Annotated in this window: 13 protein-coding genes; 7 read left to right on the forward strand and 6 right to left on the reverse strand. The window is 69.5% G+C overall.

Features of this window, described 5'->3' with window-relative positions; translation table 11 throughout:
• Positions 1 to 96: 96 nt before the first annotated feature.
• Genes leuC through leuB form a run of 3 tightly spaced genes read left to right on the forward strand, consistent with a single transcriptional unit; the run spans position 97 to position 3,222 of the window.
• Positions 97 to 1,521 carry a 3-isopropylmalate dehydratase large subunit gene (gene leuC / locus FXO19_RS14165; RefSeq protein WP_149195765.1) on the forward strand — a complete coding sequence of 475 codons (1,425 nt, stop codon included), beginning with the start codon at positions 97 to 99 and terminating at the stop codon, positions 1,519 to 1,521.
• Complete coding sequence (gene leuD / locus FXO19_RS14170; protein ID WP_149195766.1) at positions 1,521 to 2,144, forward strand: 3-isopropylmalate dehydratase small subunit; 624 nt, start codon at positions 1,521 to 1,523, stop codon at positions 2,142 to 2,144. Before leuC ends, leuD begins: the two co-directional genes overlap by 1 nt.
• Complete coding sequence (gene leuB / locus FXO19_RS14175) at positions 2,134 to 3,222, forward strand: 3-isopropylmalate dehydrogenase (RefSeq protein ID WP_149195767.1); 1,089 nt, start codon at positions 2,134 to 2,136, stop codon at positions 3,220 to 3,222. Before leuD ends, leuB begins: the two co-directional genes overlap by 11 nt.
• 90 nt (positions 3,223 to 3,312) lie before the next feature.
• Here leuB and FXO19_RS14180 read toward each other — a convergent pair whose 3' ends face one another.
• The 5 genes from FXO19_RS14180 to FXO19_RS14205 form a co-directional block, all read right to left on the reverse strand.
• Entirely contained in the window at positions 3,313 to 4,368 is a 1,056-nt protein-coding gene (locus FXO19_RS14180) for a 2-oxoacid:ferredoxin oxidoreductase subunit beta (protein ID WP_149195768.1), read from the reverse strand.
• Positions 4,369 to 4,581: 213 nt separating this feature from the next.
• A complete protein-coding gene (locus tag FXO19_RS14190; RefSeq protein WP_149195770.1) occupies positions 4,582 to 6,435 on the reverse strand; it encodes a 2-oxoacid:acceptor oxidoreductase subunit alpha in 1,854 nt (617 codons plus the stop codon).
• A gap of 112 nt (positions 6,436 to 6,547) precedes the next feature.
• The gene (locus FXO19_RS14195; RefSeq protein ID WP_149195771.1) at positions 6,548 to 8,386 is read right to left on the reverse strand and encodes an FAD-dependent oxidoreductase; all 1,839 of its coding nucleotides are present in this window, start codon (positions 8,384 to 8,386) and stop codon (positions 6,548 to 6,550) included.
• 183 nt (positions 8,387 to 8,569) lie between these two features.
• Positions 8,570 to 11,728: an efflux RND transporter permease subunit gene (locus tag FXO19_RS14200; RefSeq protein WP_149195772.1), complete on the reverse strand. Its 3,159-nt coding sequence runs from the start codon at positions 11,726 to 11,728 to the stop codon at positions 8,570 to 8,572.
• Positions 11,729 to 12,098: 370 nt separating this feature from the next.
• The gene (locus FXO19_RS14205; RefSeq protein WP_149195773.1) at positions 12,099 to 13,208 is read right to left on the reverse strand and encodes an efflux RND transporter periplasmic adaptor subunit; all 1,110 of its coding nucleotides are present in this window, start codon (positions 13,206 to 13,208) and stop codon (positions 12,099 to 12,101) included.
• 108 nt (positions 13,209 to 13,316) lie between these two features.
• Between FXO19_RS14205 and FXO19_RS14210 the strand changes: the two genes are divergently transcribed.
• The 3 genes from FXO19_RS14210 (at position 13,317) to FXO19_RS14220 (ending at position 16,183) form a co-directional block, all read left to right on the forward strand.
• Positions 13,317 to 13,985, forward strand: a complete 669-nt coding sequence (locus FXO19_RS14210) for a TetR/AcrR family transcriptional regulator (protein WP_149195774.1) — start codon at positions 13,317 to 13,319, stop codon at positions 13,983 to 13,985.
• 129 nt (positions 13,986 to 14,114) lie between these two features.
• Positions 14,115 to 14,777: a protein-L-isoaspartate O-methyltransferase family protein gene (locus tag FXO19_RS14215; RefSeq protein WP_149195775.1), complete on the forward strand. Its 663-nt coding sequence runs from the start codon at positions 14,115 to 14,117 to the stop codon at positions 14,775 to 14,777.
• A 56-nt stretch (positions 14,778 to 14,833) separates the two neighbouring features.
• Complete coding sequence (locus tag FXO19_RS14220; RefSeq protein WP_149195776.1) at positions 14,834 to 16,183, forward strand: TolC family outer membrane protein; 1,350 nt, start codon at positions 14,834 to 14,836, stop codon at positions 16,181 to 16,183.
• Between the two features lie 206 nt (positions 16,184 to 16,389).
• Here the strand turns inward: FXO19_RS14220 and waaA are convergent, their stop codons facing one another.
• The gene (gene waaA, locus FXO19_RS14225; protein ID WP_149195777.1) at positions 16,390 to 17,676 is read right to left on the reverse strand and encodes a lipid IV(A) 3-deoxy-D-manno-octulosonic acid transferase; all 1,287 of its coding nucleotides are present in this window, start codon (positions 17,674 to 17,676) and stop codon (positions 16,390 to 16,392) included.
• Between the two features lie 247 nt (positions 17,677 to 17,923).
• Here waaA and lpxL point away from each other — a divergent pair, with 247 nt between their 5' ends.
• Positions 17,924 to 18,838, forward strand: a complete 915-nt coding sequence (gene lpxL / locus FXO19_RS14230; RefSeq protein ID WP_149195778.1) for an LpxL/LpxP family Kdo(2)-lipid IV(A) lauroyl/palmitoleoyl acyltransferase — start codon at positions 17,924 to 17,926, stop codon at positions 18,836 to 18,838.
• Positions 18,839 to 18,972: the final 134 nt, after the last annotated feature.

The raw sequence follows: 18,972 nt of genomic DNA on the forward strand, positions 1-18,972 counted from the left end.
CTCACTCCTCACTCCTCACTCCTCACTCCTCACTCCTCACTCCTCACTCCTCACTCCTCGTCACCAACGTCCCACTCTCCGGACCCGATCTCCACCATGACCGCCAGAACATTGTTCGACAAACTATGGGACGCGCACGTCGTGGTCCCGGACACCGACGAAGCGCCCGCGGTGCTGTACGTCGACCTGCACCTGATCCACGAGGTGACCTCGCCGCAGGCGTTCGCCGAGCTGCGCGCGCGCGGGCTGTCGCCGCGCCGGCCGGACCGCACCAAGGCGACGATGGACCATTCCACGCCGACCCTGCCGCGCGGCGCCGACGGCCGCCTGCCCTACTACACGCCGGCCTCCGAGAGCCAGGTGGAGATGCTGGCGCGCAACTGCGCCGAGGCCGGCATCGAGCTGTTCGACTTCGGCTCCGACCAGCGCGGCATCGTCCACGTGTTCGCGCCGGAGATGGGCTTCACCCAGCCCGGCATGACGATTGTCTGCGGCGACAGCCATACCTCCACCCACGGCGCGTTCGGCGCCCTTGCGTTCGGCATCGGCACCAGCGAAGTCGGCCACGTGCTGGCCACCCAGTGCCTGCTGCAGCGCCGGCCGAAGACGATGGCGGTCAACGTCGAGGGCGCGCTGGCACCGGGCGTCGGCGCCAAGGACGTGACCCTGCACGTGATCGGCACCATTGGCGTCAACGGCGGCACCGGCCACGTGATCGAGTACCGCGGCTCGACCATCCGCGCGATGGACATGGAAGAGCGCATGACCCTGTGCAACATGTCGATCGAGGCCGGCGCCCGCGCCGGCATGGTGGCGCCGGACGAGACCACGTTCGCGTGGCTCGAGAACGCGCCGCGCGCGCCGAAGGGGCCTGATTTCGAGGCGGCCAAGGCGCGCTGGCGCGAGCTGCGCACCGATCCCGATGCTCGCTTCGACGCCGAGGTGACGATCGACGCAGCCGACATCCGCCCCACATTGACCTGGGGCACGCATCCGGGCACCGCGATCGCGGTCGATCGCGCGATTCCGGAGGCCGCTGACGCGGCGGCGCAAAAAGGTCTGGACTACATGCGGCTCGCCCCGGGCCTGTCGCTGCAGGGCACGCCGGTCGACGTGGTGTTCGTCGGTTCCTGCACCAACGGCCGCCTGCGCGATCTGCGCGAGGTGGCGCAGGTGCTGGCCGGGCGCCGGATCGCCGCGCACGTGCGCATGCTGGTGGTGCCCGGCTCCGAGCAGGTCAAGCGCGAGGCCGAGGCCGAGGGCATCCCCGAGATCGTGCGCGCGGCCGGCGCCGAATGGCGCGAGCCGGGCTGCTCGATGTGCATCGCCATGAACGGCGACCTGGTTGCGCCCGGGCAACTGGCGGTCAGCACCAGCAACCGCAACTTCGAGGGCCGCCAGGGCCCAGGCTCGCGCACGCTGCTGGCCTCGCCGCTGACCGCCGCCTGGGCCGCCGTGCACGGCCACGTCGCCGATCCACGCGAGTTCTTCGCAAGACAACCGCAACGCGAGGTAGCGTAATGAACGTGCTCCAATCCCCCACTGCGCAACCACAAGCCGACGACCGCCGCACCCTGCGCGTGCGCTCGCGCAGCGTGGTGCTGGCGCAGACCAATATCGATACCGACCAGATCATCCCGGCACGGTTCCTGTCGACCACCGAGCGCGAGGGGCTCGGCCGGCACGCGTTCAACGACTGGCGCTGGCGCGCCGACGGCACACCGGACCCGGACTTCGCCTTCAACCGGCCGGAGAACGCCGGCCGTTCGATCCTGATCGCAGGGCGCAATTTCGGCTGCGGCTCCTCGCGCGAGCACGCACCGTGGGCGCTGCGCGACCTGGGCCTGCGCGCGATCGTCAGCAGCGAGATCGCCGACATCTTCCGCAGCAACGCGCTCAAGAACGGCCTGCTGCCGATCGTGCTGCCGGAAACCGTGGTGCAGGCGCTGATGCGGCGCCCGGACGACGAGCTCGAGATCGACGTCGCCACCCGCGAGCTGCGCACGCCCGGCAACCACGTGTACCGGTTCCCGCTCGATGCGTTCTCGCGCACCTGCCTGCTCGAGGGCGTGGACGAGCTCGGCTACCTGCTCGCGCGCCAGGCCGACATCACCCTGTACGAGGACCGCTTCCATGCGCGCTGACATCGCCGTCCTGTCCGGCGACGGCATCGGCCCCGAGGTCACCGCCGCCGCCGTCGCCGTGCTGCAGGCGGTCGCCCACCGCTTCCGCCATGCGTTCGACTTCGCCGCGCACGACATCGGTGGCATCGCCATCGACCGCCACGGCGATCCGCTGCCGCCGCCGACGCTCGCGGCCTGCCGCCGCGCCGACGCGGTGCTGCTGGGCGCGGTCGGCGGACCGCAATGGTCGGACCCGAACGCCAGTGTGCGTCCGGAACAGGGCCTGCTGGCGCTGCGCAAGGGCCTGGGCCTGTACGCCAACCTGCGGCCGGTGCAGCCGCATCCGGCCACCCTCGGCGCGGCGCCGATCAAGGCGCACCTGCTGTCCGGCGTCGACCTGGTGGTGGTGCGCGAACTGACCGGCGGCATCTACTTCGGCGACAAGACCCGCACCGACACCGGCGCCAGCGACCTGTGCAGCTACAGCGTGGCCGAGGTCGAGCGCGTTGTCCGTCGCGCCTGCGCACTCGCGCGCCTGCGCCGCGGCCACGTCACCTCGGTCGACAAGGCCAACGTGCTGGAGACCTCGCGGCTCTGGCGCGAAGTGGCCGCGCGCATCGCCCGCGACGAGTTCCCCGATGTGACGCTGGAGCACCAGCTGGTCGACTCGATGGCGATGCACCTGCTGTCGAAGCCGCGCGCCTACGATGTGATCGTCACCGAGAACATGTTCGGCGACATCCTCACCGACGAGGCCTCGATGCTGGCCGGCTCGATGGGCCTGCTGCCGTCCGCCTCCCTCGGCGACGGAAGGATCGGCCTCTACGAGCCGATCCACGGCTCAGCGCCCGACATCGCCGGCCGCGGCGTCGCCAACCCGGTCGGCGCGATCCTCAGCGGCGCGCTGCTGTTGCGGCACTCGCTCGGACTGGAGACGGAGGCCGCCTGCGTCGAGCAGGCGGTCGCCGCGACCCTGGAGGCGGGCGTCTTCAGCGCCGACCTGGCACCGAACGGCCGCGCCGCCGGCACCGGCGAGGTCGCCGACGCGGTGATCGAGCGCATCGCCGCCGTCAGCCGCGTGCCGGAATTACGCGACTGACTGATCGGACCCGCTGGCCTCATCCGCCCTCCGGGCACCTTCTCCCGCAAGCGGGAGAAGGGATCCATCGACACTTGCGCCAAAACCGCTCTAGCGCAACGCTGCGTTGATCCCGGTCAGCGCCTCCGCACCCGGCGACAGCGTGTCCGCCTCGAGGCTGTTGAGCGGCACCTCGACCGTGCCCAGATGCGCATGCAGGTCGACGGCATCGGGATCGACGTACAGCAACCCGGTGACGATCTCGCCGCGCGCGTGGCGCTGCTGGATCAGGTTCATCGCCGCGATGCGGTCGCGCGGATCGTAGCCGCCTTCGACCTTGTGCAGCCGCAGCACCGAACCGTCGTGCTGCGGGACCTCGATGCTCTCGCCCGCGGCGTAGTCGGCCACGATCTCCGCCCGCGGCGGCATCACGTCGAGCCGGTTCACCGCGTCGTTGTGCGCGCGTACGTAGTCGTAGCTCTTGGTGCTGCCGTCGTGGTTGTTGAAGGCGACGCAGGGGCTGACGATGTCGAGGAAGGCGGCGCCGCGGTGCGACAGCGCGCCCTTGATCAGCGGCACCAGCTGCTTCTTGTCGCCGGAGAAGCCGCGGGCGACGTAACTTGCGCCCAGCTGCAGCGCCATCGTCACCATGTCCAGCGCGCTGTCGCTGTTGGCCATGCCGCGCTTGGACACCGAGCCCTGGTCGGCGGTGGCCGAGAACTGCCCCTTGGTCAGGCCGTAGACACCGTTGTTCTCGACGATGTAGGTCATGTTCACCGCGCGCCGGATTGCGTGCACGAACTGGCCGATGCCGATCGAAGCCGAGTCGCCGTCGCCGGATACGCCCAGGTAGATCAGGTCACGATTGGCCAGGCTGGCGCCGGTGAGCACCGAGGGCATGCGTCCGTGCACGGTATTGAAGCCGTGCGACTGGCCGAGGAAGTAGTCGGGTGTCTTCGAGCTGCAGCCGATGCCGGACAGCTTGGCGACCCGGTGCGGCCGGATGTCGAGCTCCCAGCAGGCCTGGATGATCGCCGCCGAGATCGAGTCGTGCCCGCAGCCGGCGCACAGCGTGCTGATCTTGCCCTCGTAGTCGCGCCGGGTGAAGCCGATCGCGTTGCAGGCGAGCGTGGGATGGTGGAGCTTGGGCTTGGCGATGTAGGTCATTGGATACCTCTGCGGTCCGGCCCTCTCCATCGGGAGAAGGAAAACGCTTCAAGCCCCTCTCCCTCCGGGAGAGGGGTTGGGGTGAGGGTACGGCGAAGTCGCGATGGTTCAGGTCTCTGCCGCTTCGCCGTACCCTCATCCGGCGCTCCGCGCCACCCCGACCAACAGCACTTCGGGGGCAGGCTCTTCTCCCGGAGGGAGAAGGGAAAAGCATCACGCCACCTTGTTCCGCTGCGCCTCCGGCCGCAGGTGCGCCGCGATCGCCCCGGCGATGAAGCGCGCAGTGATCGGCGTGCCGTCGTAGTGCAGCACCGGCAGCAACCGCGCCGGATCCAGGTCGAATTCGTTGACCAGCAGCGTCCGCAGCTGGCCGTCGCGGTTCTGCTCGACCACGAATACCGCCTCGTGCGCGAGGATGAAATCGCGCACCGCGTCGGCAAACGGGAACGCGCGGATTCGCAGCATGTCGAGCGCCATGCCGCCGGCCTGCAGTTGCTCGATCGCCTCGGCCATGGCCGGACTGGTCGAGCCATAGAACAGGACGCCGTGACGCGCGGGCACGCCGGACTGTCCGCGCGCGGCCGGCGTGGCCAGCGGCTGCGGCACCAGCGATTTCGCGGTCTCGAACTTCTGCAGCAGGCGCTGCATGTTGTAGACGTAGTCGGCGCCGCGCTCGGAATAGCGCGCCGACGGATCGCGCGAGGTGCCGCGGGTGAAATACGCACCCTTGTCCGGATGCGTCCCGGGCCAGGTGCGGTACGGGATGCCATCGCCGTCGACGTCGCGGTAGCGGGCGAACTCGGTGCCGGCCTCCAGCGCCTCGGCGGTCATCACCTTGCCGCGATCGTAGCGGTGCGCATCGTCCCAGTGCAGCGGCGCGCACAGGCGCTGGTTCATGCCGATGTCGAGATCGCTCATGACGAATACCGGGGTCTGCAGGCGATCGGCCAGGTCCAGCGCACGCGCGGCGAAATCGAAGCACTCGTGCGGGTCCTCCGGGAACAGCAGGACATGCTTGGTGTCGCCGTGCGACGCGTAGGCGCAGGCCAGCACGTCGGACTGCTGGGTGCGCGTCGGCATTCCGGTCGACGGCCCGCCGCGCTGCACGTCGATGATCGTGACTGGGATCTCGGCGAAATAGGCCAGGCCGATGAACTCGTTCATCAGCGAGATGCCAGGCCCGGCGGTGGCGGTGAAGGCGCGGGCGCCGTTCCAGCCGGCGCCGACCACCATGCCGATCGAAGCGATCTCGTCCTCGGCCTGGATCACCGCGTAACGCGCGTTGCCGTGTGCGTCGACGCGGTACTTCCGGCAGTACGCCTGGAAGACCTCGGCCAGCGACGACGAGGGCGTGATCGGATACCAGGCGCAGACGGTGGCGCCGCCATAGACGCAGCCGAGCGCCGCGGCGGCGTTGCCCTCGACGAAGATGCGGTCGCCCACGGCATCGGCCCTGCGCACCTGCAGCCCGATCGGATGCGGCAGGTGGTCGCGCACCCAGTCGCCCCCCAGGTGCAACGCCTCGACGTTCGGCTGCAGCAGCTTCGGCTTGCTCCGGTACTGCTCGCCGATCAACGTCTCGATCGTCGCCACGTCGAGATCCAACAGCGCACTCAGCGCGCCCACGTACATGATGTTCTTGAACAGCTGGCGCTGGCGCGGATCGGCGTAGGTCGCGTTGCAGATCTCGGTCAGCGGCACCCCGATCGCGGTGATGTCGTCGCGGAACTTCGCGCGCGGCAGCGGCTTGCTGCTGTCGTGGAACAGGTAGCCGCCAGGCTCGATGCCGGCGACGTCCTCGTCCCAGGTCTGCGGGTTCATTGCCACCATCAGGTCGACACCGCCGCGGCGGCCGAGCCAGCCGCGCTCGCACACCCGCACCTCGTACCAGGTCGGCAGGCCCTGGATGTTCGAAGGAAAGATGTTGCGTGGGCTGACCGGCACGCCCATGCGCAGGATCGCCTTGGCGAACAGCTCGTTGGCCGAAGCCGAACCGGAGCCGTTGACGTTGGCGAATTTGACGACGAAATCATTGACCGACTGTAGCGGGGCGAAGGCCGGGGTCATCCGCGAACCTCTCGAACCGTCATCCCGGCGCAGGCCGGGATCCAAGAACCAGGCGGCTGAACGCCCATGGGCCTGGATCCCGACTTGCGCCGGGATGACGAGCAAAGTCGTTTCACGCCGCCTCCTTGCACTTCACATCGCGGCACCCGGGGCCGGCATAGATTTCCTGCAGCAGGAACTTCTGCATGTCCCAGGCGCCGGTCGGGCAGCGCTCCGCGCACAGGCTGCAATGCAGGCAGACGTCCTCGTCCTTGACCATCACCCGCGCGGTCTTCAACGGCGCCGAGACATACAGGCCCTGCTCAAGGTTGAGTGCCGGCGCCGTCAGCTGCGGTCGCAACTCGTCCTCTTCGCCGTTGGCGATGAAGGTGATGCAGTCGGTCGGGCAGATGTCGACGCAGGCATCGCATTCGATGCACTTGTCGCGATCGAACACCGTCTGCACGTCGCAGTTGAGGCAGCGCTGGGTTTCCTTCCACGCAGTGGCCATGTCGAATCCCAGCTCGACCTCGGTGGACAGGCTGTCGAGCTTCTTCGCCGCCTCCGACCAGGGCACCACGTAGCGCTCGTCGGGCGAGACCGCGTTGTCGTAGCTCCACTCGTGGATGCCCATCTTCTGCGAAAGCAGCTGCACGCCCGGCGCCGGGCGCACGCGTGGGTCTTCGCCCTCGAGCAGCCGGTCGACGGTGACCGCGGCGGCGTGACCGTGGGCGACCGCCCAGATGATATTTTTCGGCCCGAATGCCGCATCGCCGCCGAACAGCACGTGCGGCAGCGTCGACTGGAACGTGACCTTGTCGACCACCGGCATGCCCCATTGATCGAACTCGATGCCGACGTCGCGCTCGATCCAGGGAAAGGCGTTCTCCTGGCCGACCGCGATCAGTACCTCGTCGCAGGCGTGGAACTCGTCCGGCTCGCCGGTCGGCACCAGCCGGCGGCGGCCGTCGTCACCGTAGTCCACGCGCACCTTCTCGAAGGTCATGCCGGTCAGCTTGCCGCTGGCGTGGGTGAAGGCCTTGGGCACCCGGCAGTCGAGGATCGGGATGCCTTCGTGCATCGCATCCTCCTTCTCCCACGGACTGGCCTTCATCTGGTCGAAGCCGGAGCGCACGATGACCTTGACGTCCTCGCCGCCGAGCCGACGCGCGCTGCGGCAGCAGTCCATCGCGGTGTTGCCGCCGCCGAGCACCAGCACGCGCCGGCCGACCTTGGTGACATGGCCGAAATAGACGTTGGCCAGCCAGTCCAGGCCGACGTGGATCTGCGCATCGGCTTCCACGCGTCCGGGCAGGTCGAGGTCACGACCGCGCGGCGCACCGCTGCCGACGAACACGGCGTCGAAACCGTGGGTCAGCAGCTCCCGCATCGAGTCGATCCGGCGCCCGCCCATGAACTCGACGCCGAGGTCGAGGATGTAGCCGGTCTCCTCATCGATGACCGACTCCGGCAGGCGGAAGCGCGGCACCTGGGTGCGCATAAAGCCGCCGGCCTTGGCATCGGCCTCGAAGATCGTGACCCGATAGCCGAGCGGCGCCAGGTCGCGCGCCAGCGTCAGCGAAGCCGGTCCACCACCGACGCAGGCGACACGCCGGCCGTTCGGCTTCTTTGCCGGCTTCGGCATGCGCGCTCGCACGTCGCCCTTGTGATCGGCGGCGACGCGCTTGAGCCGGCAGATCGCCACCGGCTCCGGCTTCATCTTGTCCTGGGGCGGGCCGTTGTTCTCCTCGACCCGCCCGCGCCGGCACGCCGGCTCGCAAGGGCGATCGCAGGTGCGGCCGAGGATCCCCGGGAAGACGTTGCTGTGCCAGTTGACCATGTACGCATCGGCGTAGCGGCCGGCGGCGATCAGGCGGATGTATTCCGGCACCGGCGTGTGCGCCGGGCAAGCCCATTGGCAGTCCACCACCTTGTGGAAGACGTCCGGGTCGCGAATATCGGTCGGTTCCACCGCGCTGCATCCCGTCGCTGGCTGGGCCGATGGCGTCGGCCGTCGCTTGCGCGGCGAGTCTAGCGCCGCCGCTGCGCCGCGTCATGCTGCAGGGCAACCCGAGTGAAGCAGGAACGAGTGAAGAGGAACGAGGAACGAGTCAAGGCGGCCCTCGTTTCCCATTCCCCCTTCACGTGTCTCGCCTTACGACGCCTCGCGCTTGACCCGGAACCACGCCGCGTACAGCGCCGGCAGGAAGGTCAGCGTCAGCACCGTCGCCACGGTCAGGCCGCCCATGATCGCCACCGCCATCGGCCCGAAGAACACGCTGCGCGAGAGTGGGATCATCGCCAGGATCGACGCCAGCGCGGTCAGCACGATCGGGCGGAAGCGGCGCACGGTGGCCTCGACGATCGCGTGCCAGCGATCGAGACCGGCGGCGACGTCCTGTTCGATCTGGTCGACCAGGATCACTGCGTTGCGCATGATCATGCCGGCCAGCGCGATCGTGCCCAGCATCGCCACGAACCCGAACGGCACCCGGAACGCCAGCAGGAACAACGTCACCCCGATCAGGCCCAACGGCGCGGTCAGCAGGACCAGCGCCACGCGCGGGAAGCTGCGCAGCTGCAGCATCAGCAGCGACACCACCACGAACAGGAACAGCGGCATGCCGGCCCTGATCGAATCCTGCCCGCGCGCCGAATCCTCGACCGTGCCGCCGGTCTCCAGCAGGTAGCCCTGCGGCAGTTCCGCGCGGATCTCCTCCAGCGTCGGCAGGATCTGCGCGACCACCGTCGGCGGCGTCAGCCCGTTGCGGATGTCGGCGCGCACGGTCACCGTCGGCAGGCGATCGCGATGCCAGATGATGCCGTCCTCGAACACGTATTCCAGGGTCGCGATCTGCGACACCGGCACCGACTGCCCGCTTTCGGTCGGCACCGCCAGGCTGCCCAGCATCTCCAGCTGCCCACGCTCGTCGGCCGGGCCGCGCAGCAGCATCTCGACCAGCTCGTTGCCCTCGCGGTACACGCTCACCGGCAGTCCGGACAGCGAGCCCGACAGGAACTGCGCCACGTGCTGCGAACTCACCCCGAGGGCGCGGGCGCGGTCCTGGTCGATTTTCAGCCGCACCACCTTGCTGGGCTCGTCCCAGTCAAGATTGACGTTGGTGACATGCGGGTTGGCGCGGACCTTGTCGGCCACGGCGCGCGCGATCCCGCGCACACGCTCGACATGTTCGCCGGACACGCGCAGCTGTACCGGATAGCCCACCGGCGGCCCGGTCTCCAGCCGGGTGACCCGCAACTGCAGCTCGGGAAATGCGGGCGCGACCTCGTCGGTCAGCCAGGCGCGGACCTGCTCGCGCGCAGCGACGTCAGTGGTCATCACTACGAACTGGGAGAAATTCGCCTGCGGCAACTGCTGGTCGAGCGGCAGGTAGAAACGCGGCGAGCCGGTGCCGACGTAGGCGACGTAGTTGTCGACGCCTTCGTGTCCGGCCAGCAGCTTCTCGAGTTTTCGCGCCTGCGTCTCGGTGGCGCGCAACGAGCTGCCCTCGGCCAGTTCCAGGTCGACCATCAACTCCAGCCGGGTCGAGTCGGGAAAGAACTGCTGCGGCACGAAGCGGAACAGCAGCAGCGAACCGACGAACAGCGCCACCGTGGCGCCGATCACCAGCCAGCGGTGCGCCAGCGACCAGTCCAGCCATTGCCGGAACCGGCGGTAGAACGGACGCTGGTACGGATCATGGTCATGCGCATCGTCCGGCCCGGGTTCGAGCACGAAGGCGAGCGCGGGCCAGCGGTCGGCGAGCCGCGCGCGGAACGCGCGCCAGCGCGCGACCGGCGAGCCGGGGCGAGGCGGCCGCGGCTTGCCGAAGTCCGGCAGCATCTTGTCGCCCAGGTACGGAATGAACAGCACCGCCGCGATCCATGACACCACCAGCGCGATCGTCACCACCTGGAACAGCGAGCGGGTGTACTCGCCGGTGCTCGAGGCCGCGGTGGCGATCGGCAGGAAGCCGGCGGCGGTCACCAGGGTGCCGGTGAGCATCGGGAAGGCGGTGTGGTCCCAGGCGAAGCTGGCCGCCTTCAGCCGACTGAAGCCCTGTTCCATCTTGATCGCCATCATCTCCACCGCGATGATCGCGTCGTCCACCAGCAGGCCCAGCGCCAGTACCAGCGCGCCCAGCGAGATCTTGTGCAGGCCGATGCCGAAGTAGTGCATCGCCGCGAAGGTCATCGCCAGCACCAGCGGGATCGATACCGCCACCACCAGGCCGGTGCGGAAACCGAGCGAGAAGAAGCTCACCAGCAGCACGATCGCCACCGCCTCGGCCAGCACCCTGACGAACTCGCCGACCGAGTCCTCCACCGCCTTCGGCTGGTCGGCCACCTTGCGCAGCTGCATGCCCACCGGCAGCGTCTCCTGCAGCCGTGCGAACTCGGTTTCCAGCGTCTCGCCCAGGCGCAGGATGTCGCCGCCCTCGTGCATCGACACCGCGATACCGATCGCGTTCTCGCCCATGAAGCGCATCCGCGGCGCCGCCGGATCGGCGAAACCACGTTGCACGGTGGCGATGTCGTCGAGGCGGATGGTGCGGTCGCCGGCACGGATGGGGAACGCGCGGATCGCCTCGACCGAATCGAAGGCGCCGTCGACGCGCAGCCGCACGCGGTCGCTCGCGGTTTCGAAGAAGCCGGCCGGCGTCACCGCGTTCTGCTCGGCCAGCGCCTGCTGCACCGTCGCCAGCGGGATGCCGAGGGTGGCCAGCCGGGTGTTGCTGACCTCGATCCAGATCTTCTCGTCCTGCAGCCCGACCAGCTCGACCTTGCCGACATCCGGCAGTCGCTGCAGCTGCAACTGCAGGCGGTCGGCGTAATCCTTCATCACCGCATAGTCGTAGCCGTCCGCGGTCAGCGCGTAGACGTTGCCGAAGGTGTCGCCGAATTCGTCGTTGAAGAACGGGCCGACCACGCCCTCGGGCAGGGTGGCGCGGATGTCACCGACCTTCTTGCGCACCTGGTACCAGAGGTCCGGAATCTCGCTCGAGCGCATCGAGTCGCGCGCGGTGAAGATCACCTGCGATTCGCCCGGCCGCGAGTACGAGCGGATGAACTCGTAATCGCCGGTCTCCATCAGCTTCTTCTCGATGCGCTCGGTAACCTGCCTGGACACCTCGTCCGCGGTCGCGCCGGGCCATAGCGTGCGCACGACCATCGCCTTGAACGTGAACGGCGGATCCTCGGACTGGCCCAGGCGCAGGTAGGACCAGGTGCCAACGATCGCCACCACCAGCATCGCGTACAGCACCAGGCCGCGGTTGCCGAGGGCCCATTCGGAAAGATTGAAGCGGGTCATGGTGCGGTCCGCATCGGAAATTCGGCCCCGGGCATGGTGATCGCCCCGTCATCCGGCCTGCGCCGTCCTCCGCAGGCGGACACGCTCCCTCCCCCGCTTGCGGGGGAGGGCCGGGGTGGGGGCAAGCCGGAGACGGGCCGGATCGGCGGCATCGGAGTCGAGAGGTGCGCCGAACTTTCTGGACAGTCCGGGTCGGTTATCGAAGAGGAAAGATGACCGGCGCGTCGCCCCCATCCCATCTGCCCCGGCCCGTCGGCGCAGCCGACGGGCGCTCTGCGAGCCGCGAGCCAATGGCTCGCAAGCGGCTCGCCTCGCCCCCCGCAAGCGGGAGAAGGGGAGTTGATGCTGTGCGCGAGTTCCTGCGACGACATCACCGGGCCTTTGTGGTTGTCGGCTTCGGGATTCTCGGTTCTATGGGTCTGTTCTCGCGGTCGACCGGGGCCACCGGCTGGCCCTCCCGCAGCAGGTGGCCGCCGGCGACGACCACCAGTGCATCCGCGGGGAGGCCGTCGAGCACCGGGACGCGCTCGGCGCCGAACTCGCCCAACCGGACCGGCATGCGCCGGGCCACCGGGTCCTGCGGATCGACCACCCACAGCGCAGTACCGCCGTCGTCGCCACGCTGCACCGCCGACAACGGCACGCTGATGGCCACGTCGTCCGCGTCGGCGGCATACACGCGCGCGCTCTGCCCCAGTTCGACCGCGGCGGCGGCGGCGTCCTCCAGCGCGACGCGCGCGGCGTAGGTGCGCGCCTGCCGGTCGGCCGCCGGCGCGATCTCGCGGATGTGCCCGGACCAGCGCCGCCCCGGCGCACTCCATAACGCCACCGCGACCTCCTGGCCGACCCGGAAGGCATGGATGCGCGATTCCGGCAGCGCGACTGCGACTTCGCGGCCACCATCGCCGGCCAGGGTGAAGATCGTCTGCCCGGCGGCGACGACCTGCCCGGCCTCGGCCTGGCGGTCGGCGATCACGCCATCCTCGGGCGCCCGCAGTTCGGTGTAGCCGGCCTGGTTGCGGGCCACGTCCAGCTGCGCGCGCGCCGCCCGCGCCTGCCCCTGCGCGGCGCGAAAGGCGGCGGTCTGGGCGTCGAGGGTCGACTGGCTGACCAGCTGCTGTGCGCCCAGCCGTTCGTAGCGTGCCTGGTCGGCGCGGGCGCGCTTGAGCTCGGCTTCGGCCGCGGCGTACTGGGCCTGGGCCGACTGCGCCTGCAGGCGCTGGTCGCCCGGATCGAGTTCGGCCAGCAGATCGCCGCGGCGGACCACGGCGCCGATGTCGACATGGCGCTTCACCAGCTTGCCGCCGACCCGGAACGACAGTGCGCTCTCCTCGCGGGCGCGGATTTCGCCGGCCAGCGCCAGCGCCGTGCCGGCCGCGTGCTCGGTCGGGCGCTCGACCAGGACCGGGCGCGGCGCGGCCTCCGTTCCGCCGTCGCCGCCACAGCCGCCCAGCAGCAACGCCAAGGCCGCCATGGCCATGCCCCTTCCCTGATTGCCACCCATCGCGGCCTCCTTCGCCATAGCCGGCAAATTAATGAACCGGTCCGTATAGTATAAATATCAAACTGGTTGGTCTAGTATTGAAGCATGTCACGAAAACCCCTTCCCAAGGCCACGGCCAGCCCCGGCCGCCCCAAGGACCTGACCAAGCGCGCGGCGATCCTCGATGCCGCCGAGCGCATGTTCCTGCAGCAGGGCTACGAGGGTGTCAGCATGGACCAGATCGCCAGCGAGGCCGGCGTTTCCAAGCTCACTGTCTACAGCCATTTCGGCGACAAGGACACACTGTTCGCCGAGGCCGCCAAGGCGTATTGCGAACAGCAGATGCCGATCTCGATTTTCGATCCGTCTCCGGGCCGTCCCTTGCGCGAGCGCCTGCTGGAGATCGCCAACGCCTTCTTCGCCATGGTCAGCTCGCCCGAGGCGGTGGCCGGACACCGGCTGCTCTGCACGCCGCAGATGGTCGAAAAGCGCCTGTCACGGGCCTTCTGGCAAGGCGGGCCGGTCCGCGTGCAGACCGCCTTCTCCGAACTGTTGCGGCGGCGGGTCAAGGCCGGGCAACTGGAGATCGACGACATTCCGCGCGCCTCCGCGCAGTTCTTCACCCTGCTCAAGGGCGACCTGCACGCGATGATGGTATTCGAATGCTGCAGCGAGGAGACCAACTGCGAGGCGCATCGCCAGGCCCATATCGAGGCATCGGTCGACATGTTCCTGCGCGCCTATGCGCCCCGGCGCCCGGATGCCACACCGTGACCTGCGTCGCGATGACTTATGGCACTCAGTCATCGTCCTGCGGGCGGCGATGCTGTCCGCGGACGCCTGGTGCGGCCGCTCCCCGCAATGCCCGCTAAACTTGCGCTCCCCGCGCACGAGACCACCACGATGACGATCGATTACGCCAGAGCCCGCGAAGTCATGGTCGAGCAGCAGATCCGGCCATGGGACGTGCTGGACCAGCGCGTGCTCGACGTGCTCGCCGAACTGCCGCGCGAAGACTTCGCGCCCGAGCCATACCGCGCACTGGCCTATAGCGACATCGAGATTCCGCTCGGCCACGGCGAGCGCATGCTCAAGCCGGTCGTCACCGGGCGGATCCTGCAGTCGCTGGCGCCGGCCGCTGGCGAGGACGTACTTGAGATCGGTACCGGCAGCGGATACCTCAGCGCCTGCCTCGGACGTCTGGCGCGCGACGTGGTCAGCCTGGAGCGCCACGCCGACCTCGCCGAGGCCGCGCGCGCGCGCCTGGGCGCCCATGGCATCGGCAACGTCGCGGTCGAGACCGCCGACGCCTTCGCCTGGGACACCGAACGCCGCTTCGACGCGATCTGCGTGACCGCCGCAGTCGACCGTATCCCGTCACGTTTCCTCGGCTGGCTGCGTCCGGGTGGGCGGATGTTCGTCGTCCACGGCCGCGCGCCGGCGATGGAGGCGGTGCTGATCCATATGGTCGGCGACGACGTCAACGCCGCGCGTACCGAATCGTTGTTCGAAACCGACATCGGCTATCTCGCCGGCGCCGCGCCGGCGCCCGAATTCCAGCTCTGACCCGAGCCTCCGCGCACACCCGCACGGATCTCACCGGACACGCAAAGGACCCCCGCATGCTTCGCCGCCCTCTCGCAATCGCCCTCACCCTCGCCCTGCTGCCGGCCTCGGGCTTCGCCCAGGACCTGCTGCAGACCTACGAGATGGCCCGCAGCGGCGATCCGCAGCTGTCGATCTCCGAGTCCAACCGCGACATCGCCCGCGAAGGCCGGGTGCAGGCGCGGGCGCAGCTGCTGCCGCAGATCAGCGGTAGCGCCTCGCTCAGCCGCAACTACGTGGCCGACACACGCGGCGACCTGCGCCGTCGCAGCGTCGGCGTCGACCTCAACCAGACCGTGTTCGACCTCGGGCAGATCTCCAGCCTGCGCGCGCAACGCGATCTCGACACCGCCGCTGGCTTCGATCTTGAGGCCGCCAACGATGAGCTGATCACTCGCACCGCCGCCGCTTACTTCAACGTGCTGGTGGCGATCGAGACCCTGGCCGCCGCCGAGGCGTCCGAGGCCGCGCTGCAGAAGCAGTACGATTTCGCCGATAAGCGACTGGAAGTGGGCCTGGCGCCGATCACCGACGTGCACGAGGCCCGCGCGCAGTACGACGGCGCCCGCGCCAACGTGATCCTTGCCCGCAACGAACTCGAGGATGCCTATCAGGCCCTTGCCGAGATCACCGGCCGGCCGGTGCGCGACCTGCGCGCACTGCCGGACGACTTCCAGCCGGAAGTGCCGGCTGAAGGCGCCGCCGACGACTGGGTCGCCACCGCAATCGCCAACAATCCGTCGCTGCGCGCCGCCGAGTACGCCTTCCAGGCCGCCGAGCACAGTGTCACCACCGCCAAGTCGGGGCATTTGCCGCGGCTCTCGCTCGGCGCTGGCTATAGCAACGGCGCGTCCTGGGGAGAGTTGAGCCGTCCCAACCAAGATCCCACCGCAACCAGCGAGGGCCACAACGTCGGCCTGACCCTGGTCGTGCCGATCTTCAGCGGTGGCGCCACCCAGTCCGGCGTGCGCGAGGCGATCGCCCGCCGCGACATCGCGCAGGACCAGCTGGAACAGACCCGGCGCGCGCTCGAACGCAATGCCCGCAACGCCTACCAGACCGTGGTCGCCGGTGTCTCCGAGATCGAAGCGCGGCGCCAGGCGGTGATCTCGGCGCGCAGCGCCTACGAGGCCTCGCAGGTCGGCCTGGAAGTCGGCACCCGCACCGTGGTCGACGTGCTGATCAACCAGCAGACGCTGTTCAACGCCGAGCAGCAGCACGCGCTGGCGCGCTACAACTTCCTGCAGAACCGGCTGCTGCTGGCACAGGCCGCCGGCACCCTCGACATCGACGATCTGCGGGAGATCAACGGCCTGCTCACCACCGAGGCCGAGGCGCGCCTGGACACTCCGCAGCAGCAGCAGTAGCGCCGAATCCACCGCCCCCCATCCACCCGCCCCGTAGGAGCGCGCCATGCGCGCGATGCCGCGGGTGTCTCCGGTCTCGGTCATCGGCGACCCCGCCGCGAACCGGAAGGCGCACCGGTGGCCGGAGTCGCGGGCGGCGAAACGCCCGCGGTATCGCGCGCATGGCGCGCTCCTACGGGGGCGGGCATTCGCGCCGACGATGGCCGCTACGGCAGGTCGGCGTAGACCACGGCCAAGGTACGCTCGACCGCGCCGCGCCCCTCCTCCACCAATGCCGCTGCGGCCGACGTCATCGCCGCACGCTGTCCGCTGTCGGCCAGCAATGCGGCGACCGCCGCGCCCACCGCGGCGGCATCGGCGCCGATGCGCAGGCCGCCGGCCTGTTCGAGCCGGCGCGCGATCTCGGTGAAGTTGTGCAGGTGCGGGCCGGTCACCACGGCGGTGCCGACCGCGGCCGGCTCGAGCAGGTTGTGCCCGCCCACGTCCTGCAGGCTGCCGCCGACGAACGCCACGTCGGCGCAGCCGTAGAAGTTCATCAGCTCGCCGAGGGTGTCGACCACGAACACGGCGTCGGCCGCGTCCGGCCAGTGGGTAAACTTGCGGGTGGCGGTACGCCAGCCCGCGGTCACCGCCTGCTGCGCGACGGCGCGGAAGCGTTCCGGATGCCGCGGCGCCCACAGCAGCAACAGGTCCGGCCAGCGTTCGCGCAGCCGGCGATGGATCTCCAGCACCGGTGCTTCTTCCTCCTCGTGCGTGCTGGCGGCGATCCAGACCGGGCGAGCGCCGATGCGGCCGCGGAAGCCACCCACGAACGCGTCCAGCGCGGGATCGACGGCGATGTCGTACTTGAGGTTGCCGGTGACCACGATCTGCCCGGCCAAGGCGCCGAGGCGCTCGAACCGCCTGCCATCGTCGGCCGATTGCGCCGCCACCACCCGCACCGTGCGCAGCGCGCGGCCGACCAGCGGCCGCAGCACCCGGTAGCCGCGCAGCGAGCGCGCCGACAGCCGCGCATTGACCACGTACACCGGGATACCGTGGTCGCGGCAGCAGAACAGCAGGTTCGGCCACAGCTCGGTTTCCACGATCAGGCCCAGCTGCGGCCGGTAATGCTCGAGGAAGCGGCGCACCGCGCCGGACAGGTCGTAGGGCAGATACACGTGCTCGACGCGCCGGTCCCAGAGCGTCGTCACCCGCGCCGAGCCGGTTGGAGTGATGGTGGTCACCAGCAGGCGCAGGTCGGGGCGCTGGCGCAGCAGGGCGTCGATCAGCGGCGCCGCGGCGTTGACCTCGCCCACCGACACCGCGTGCACCCAGACGGTGGCGGCATGCGGCGCATCGCGGTACGAGGCGTAGCGCTCGCTCCAGCGCTGGAAGTACTCGGCCTGGCGGAAACCGCGCCAGATCAGGTGGTATACCGTCACCGGCACCAAGAGATAGAGCACGGCCGAGTACAGGCCGCGCAGCAGGCGTTCGACGAGGGTTTCCGGCATCGCGAAAGGATACCCGCTGGCCCGTCGGTGATGCGCGGTGGCGCGATACGCGGGGAACCGCAAAGCCGCAAGCGCAGCTGTCCATGCCCGCCATCCCGGCGCAAGCCGGAATCCAGCTTGATCTTCTTTCCTCCAAGCGATCACGCATCGCATAGAAGAACCGGATCCCGGCCTGCGCCGGGATGACGGCAATGGGCACCATTTTTTTCCCTCCTTTTCCCTTCGCCCACACCCGTACAATTCCCCGATGACCCGGATCGGCACGACATCGCCCCGCCCGCCCCTGGCGCCGCGGCACTGGCCGGCATGGATCGGCATCGGCCTGATGGCGGCCGCGGCGCGGCTGCCCTGGTCGTGGCAGCGGGGACTGGGACGCGGGCTCGGTGCGTTGCTGCGACGACTGCTGGGCAAACGCCGCAAGATCGCCGAGCGCAACCTGGCGCTGTGTTTTCCCGCGCTCGCTCCCGCGGCGCGTGCGGCGCTGCTGCGCGAGCACTTCGCGGCGCTGGGCATCGGCCTGTTCGAGTTCGCCCGCGCGTGGTGGGGATCGGTGCGGCCGCTGCAGCGCGACCTCGTGGTCGAGGGCCTGGAACATCTGCAGACCGCACGTCGCGGCGGTCGCGGCGTGATCGTGGTCTCCGGGCACTTCACCACGCTCGAGGTCTGCGGCCGGCTGATGTGCGACCACGTGCCGCTGGCCGGCATGTATCGCCCGCATGCGGCGCCGGCGATGGAGTGGGCGGTCCGCCGCGGCCGCGCGCGCTACGCCGCGGCGATGTTCCCCAAGCAGGACGTGCGCGGCACCGTGCGCCACCTCAAGCGCGGCGGCCTGCTCTGGTACGCACCGGACCAGGACCCGAGCCGCGGCGACGCGGTCTACGTGCCGTTCTTCGGCCAGCCGGCGCACAGCCTGACCTCCACCCACCAGCTGGCGCGATTGTCGGGCGCGGCGGTGGTGCTGTTCCGCCACGAGCGGCGCGCGGACGGCGGCTACACGCTACGGCTGTCGCCGGCGCTCGGGGACTTTCCCTCGCGCGACGCGACCGCGGACACGGCACGGGTCATGGCCGGCATCGAAGCGATGGTGCGCGCGGCACCGGCGCAGTACCTGTGGATTCACCGCCGCTTCAAGCGCCGGCCGGATGGGGAATCGGTGTACTGAGGGGCCGGGAATCGGGAATCGGGAATCGGGAATCGGGAAGAGCCTATCGCGCCTGTCGTCATCCAGGTGGCTTTCAACAGCCGAATGGCGGGTCGAACCGAAGTCCTTCGCATGCACGGATGCCACAGCACCTC

Origin of the sequence: Luteimonas suaedae (assembly GCF_008312895.1) — a bacterium.
Classification (GTDB): domain Bacteria; phylum Pseudomonadota; class Gammaproteobacteria; order Xanthomonadales; family Xanthomonadaceae; genus Luteimonas; species Luteimonas suaedae.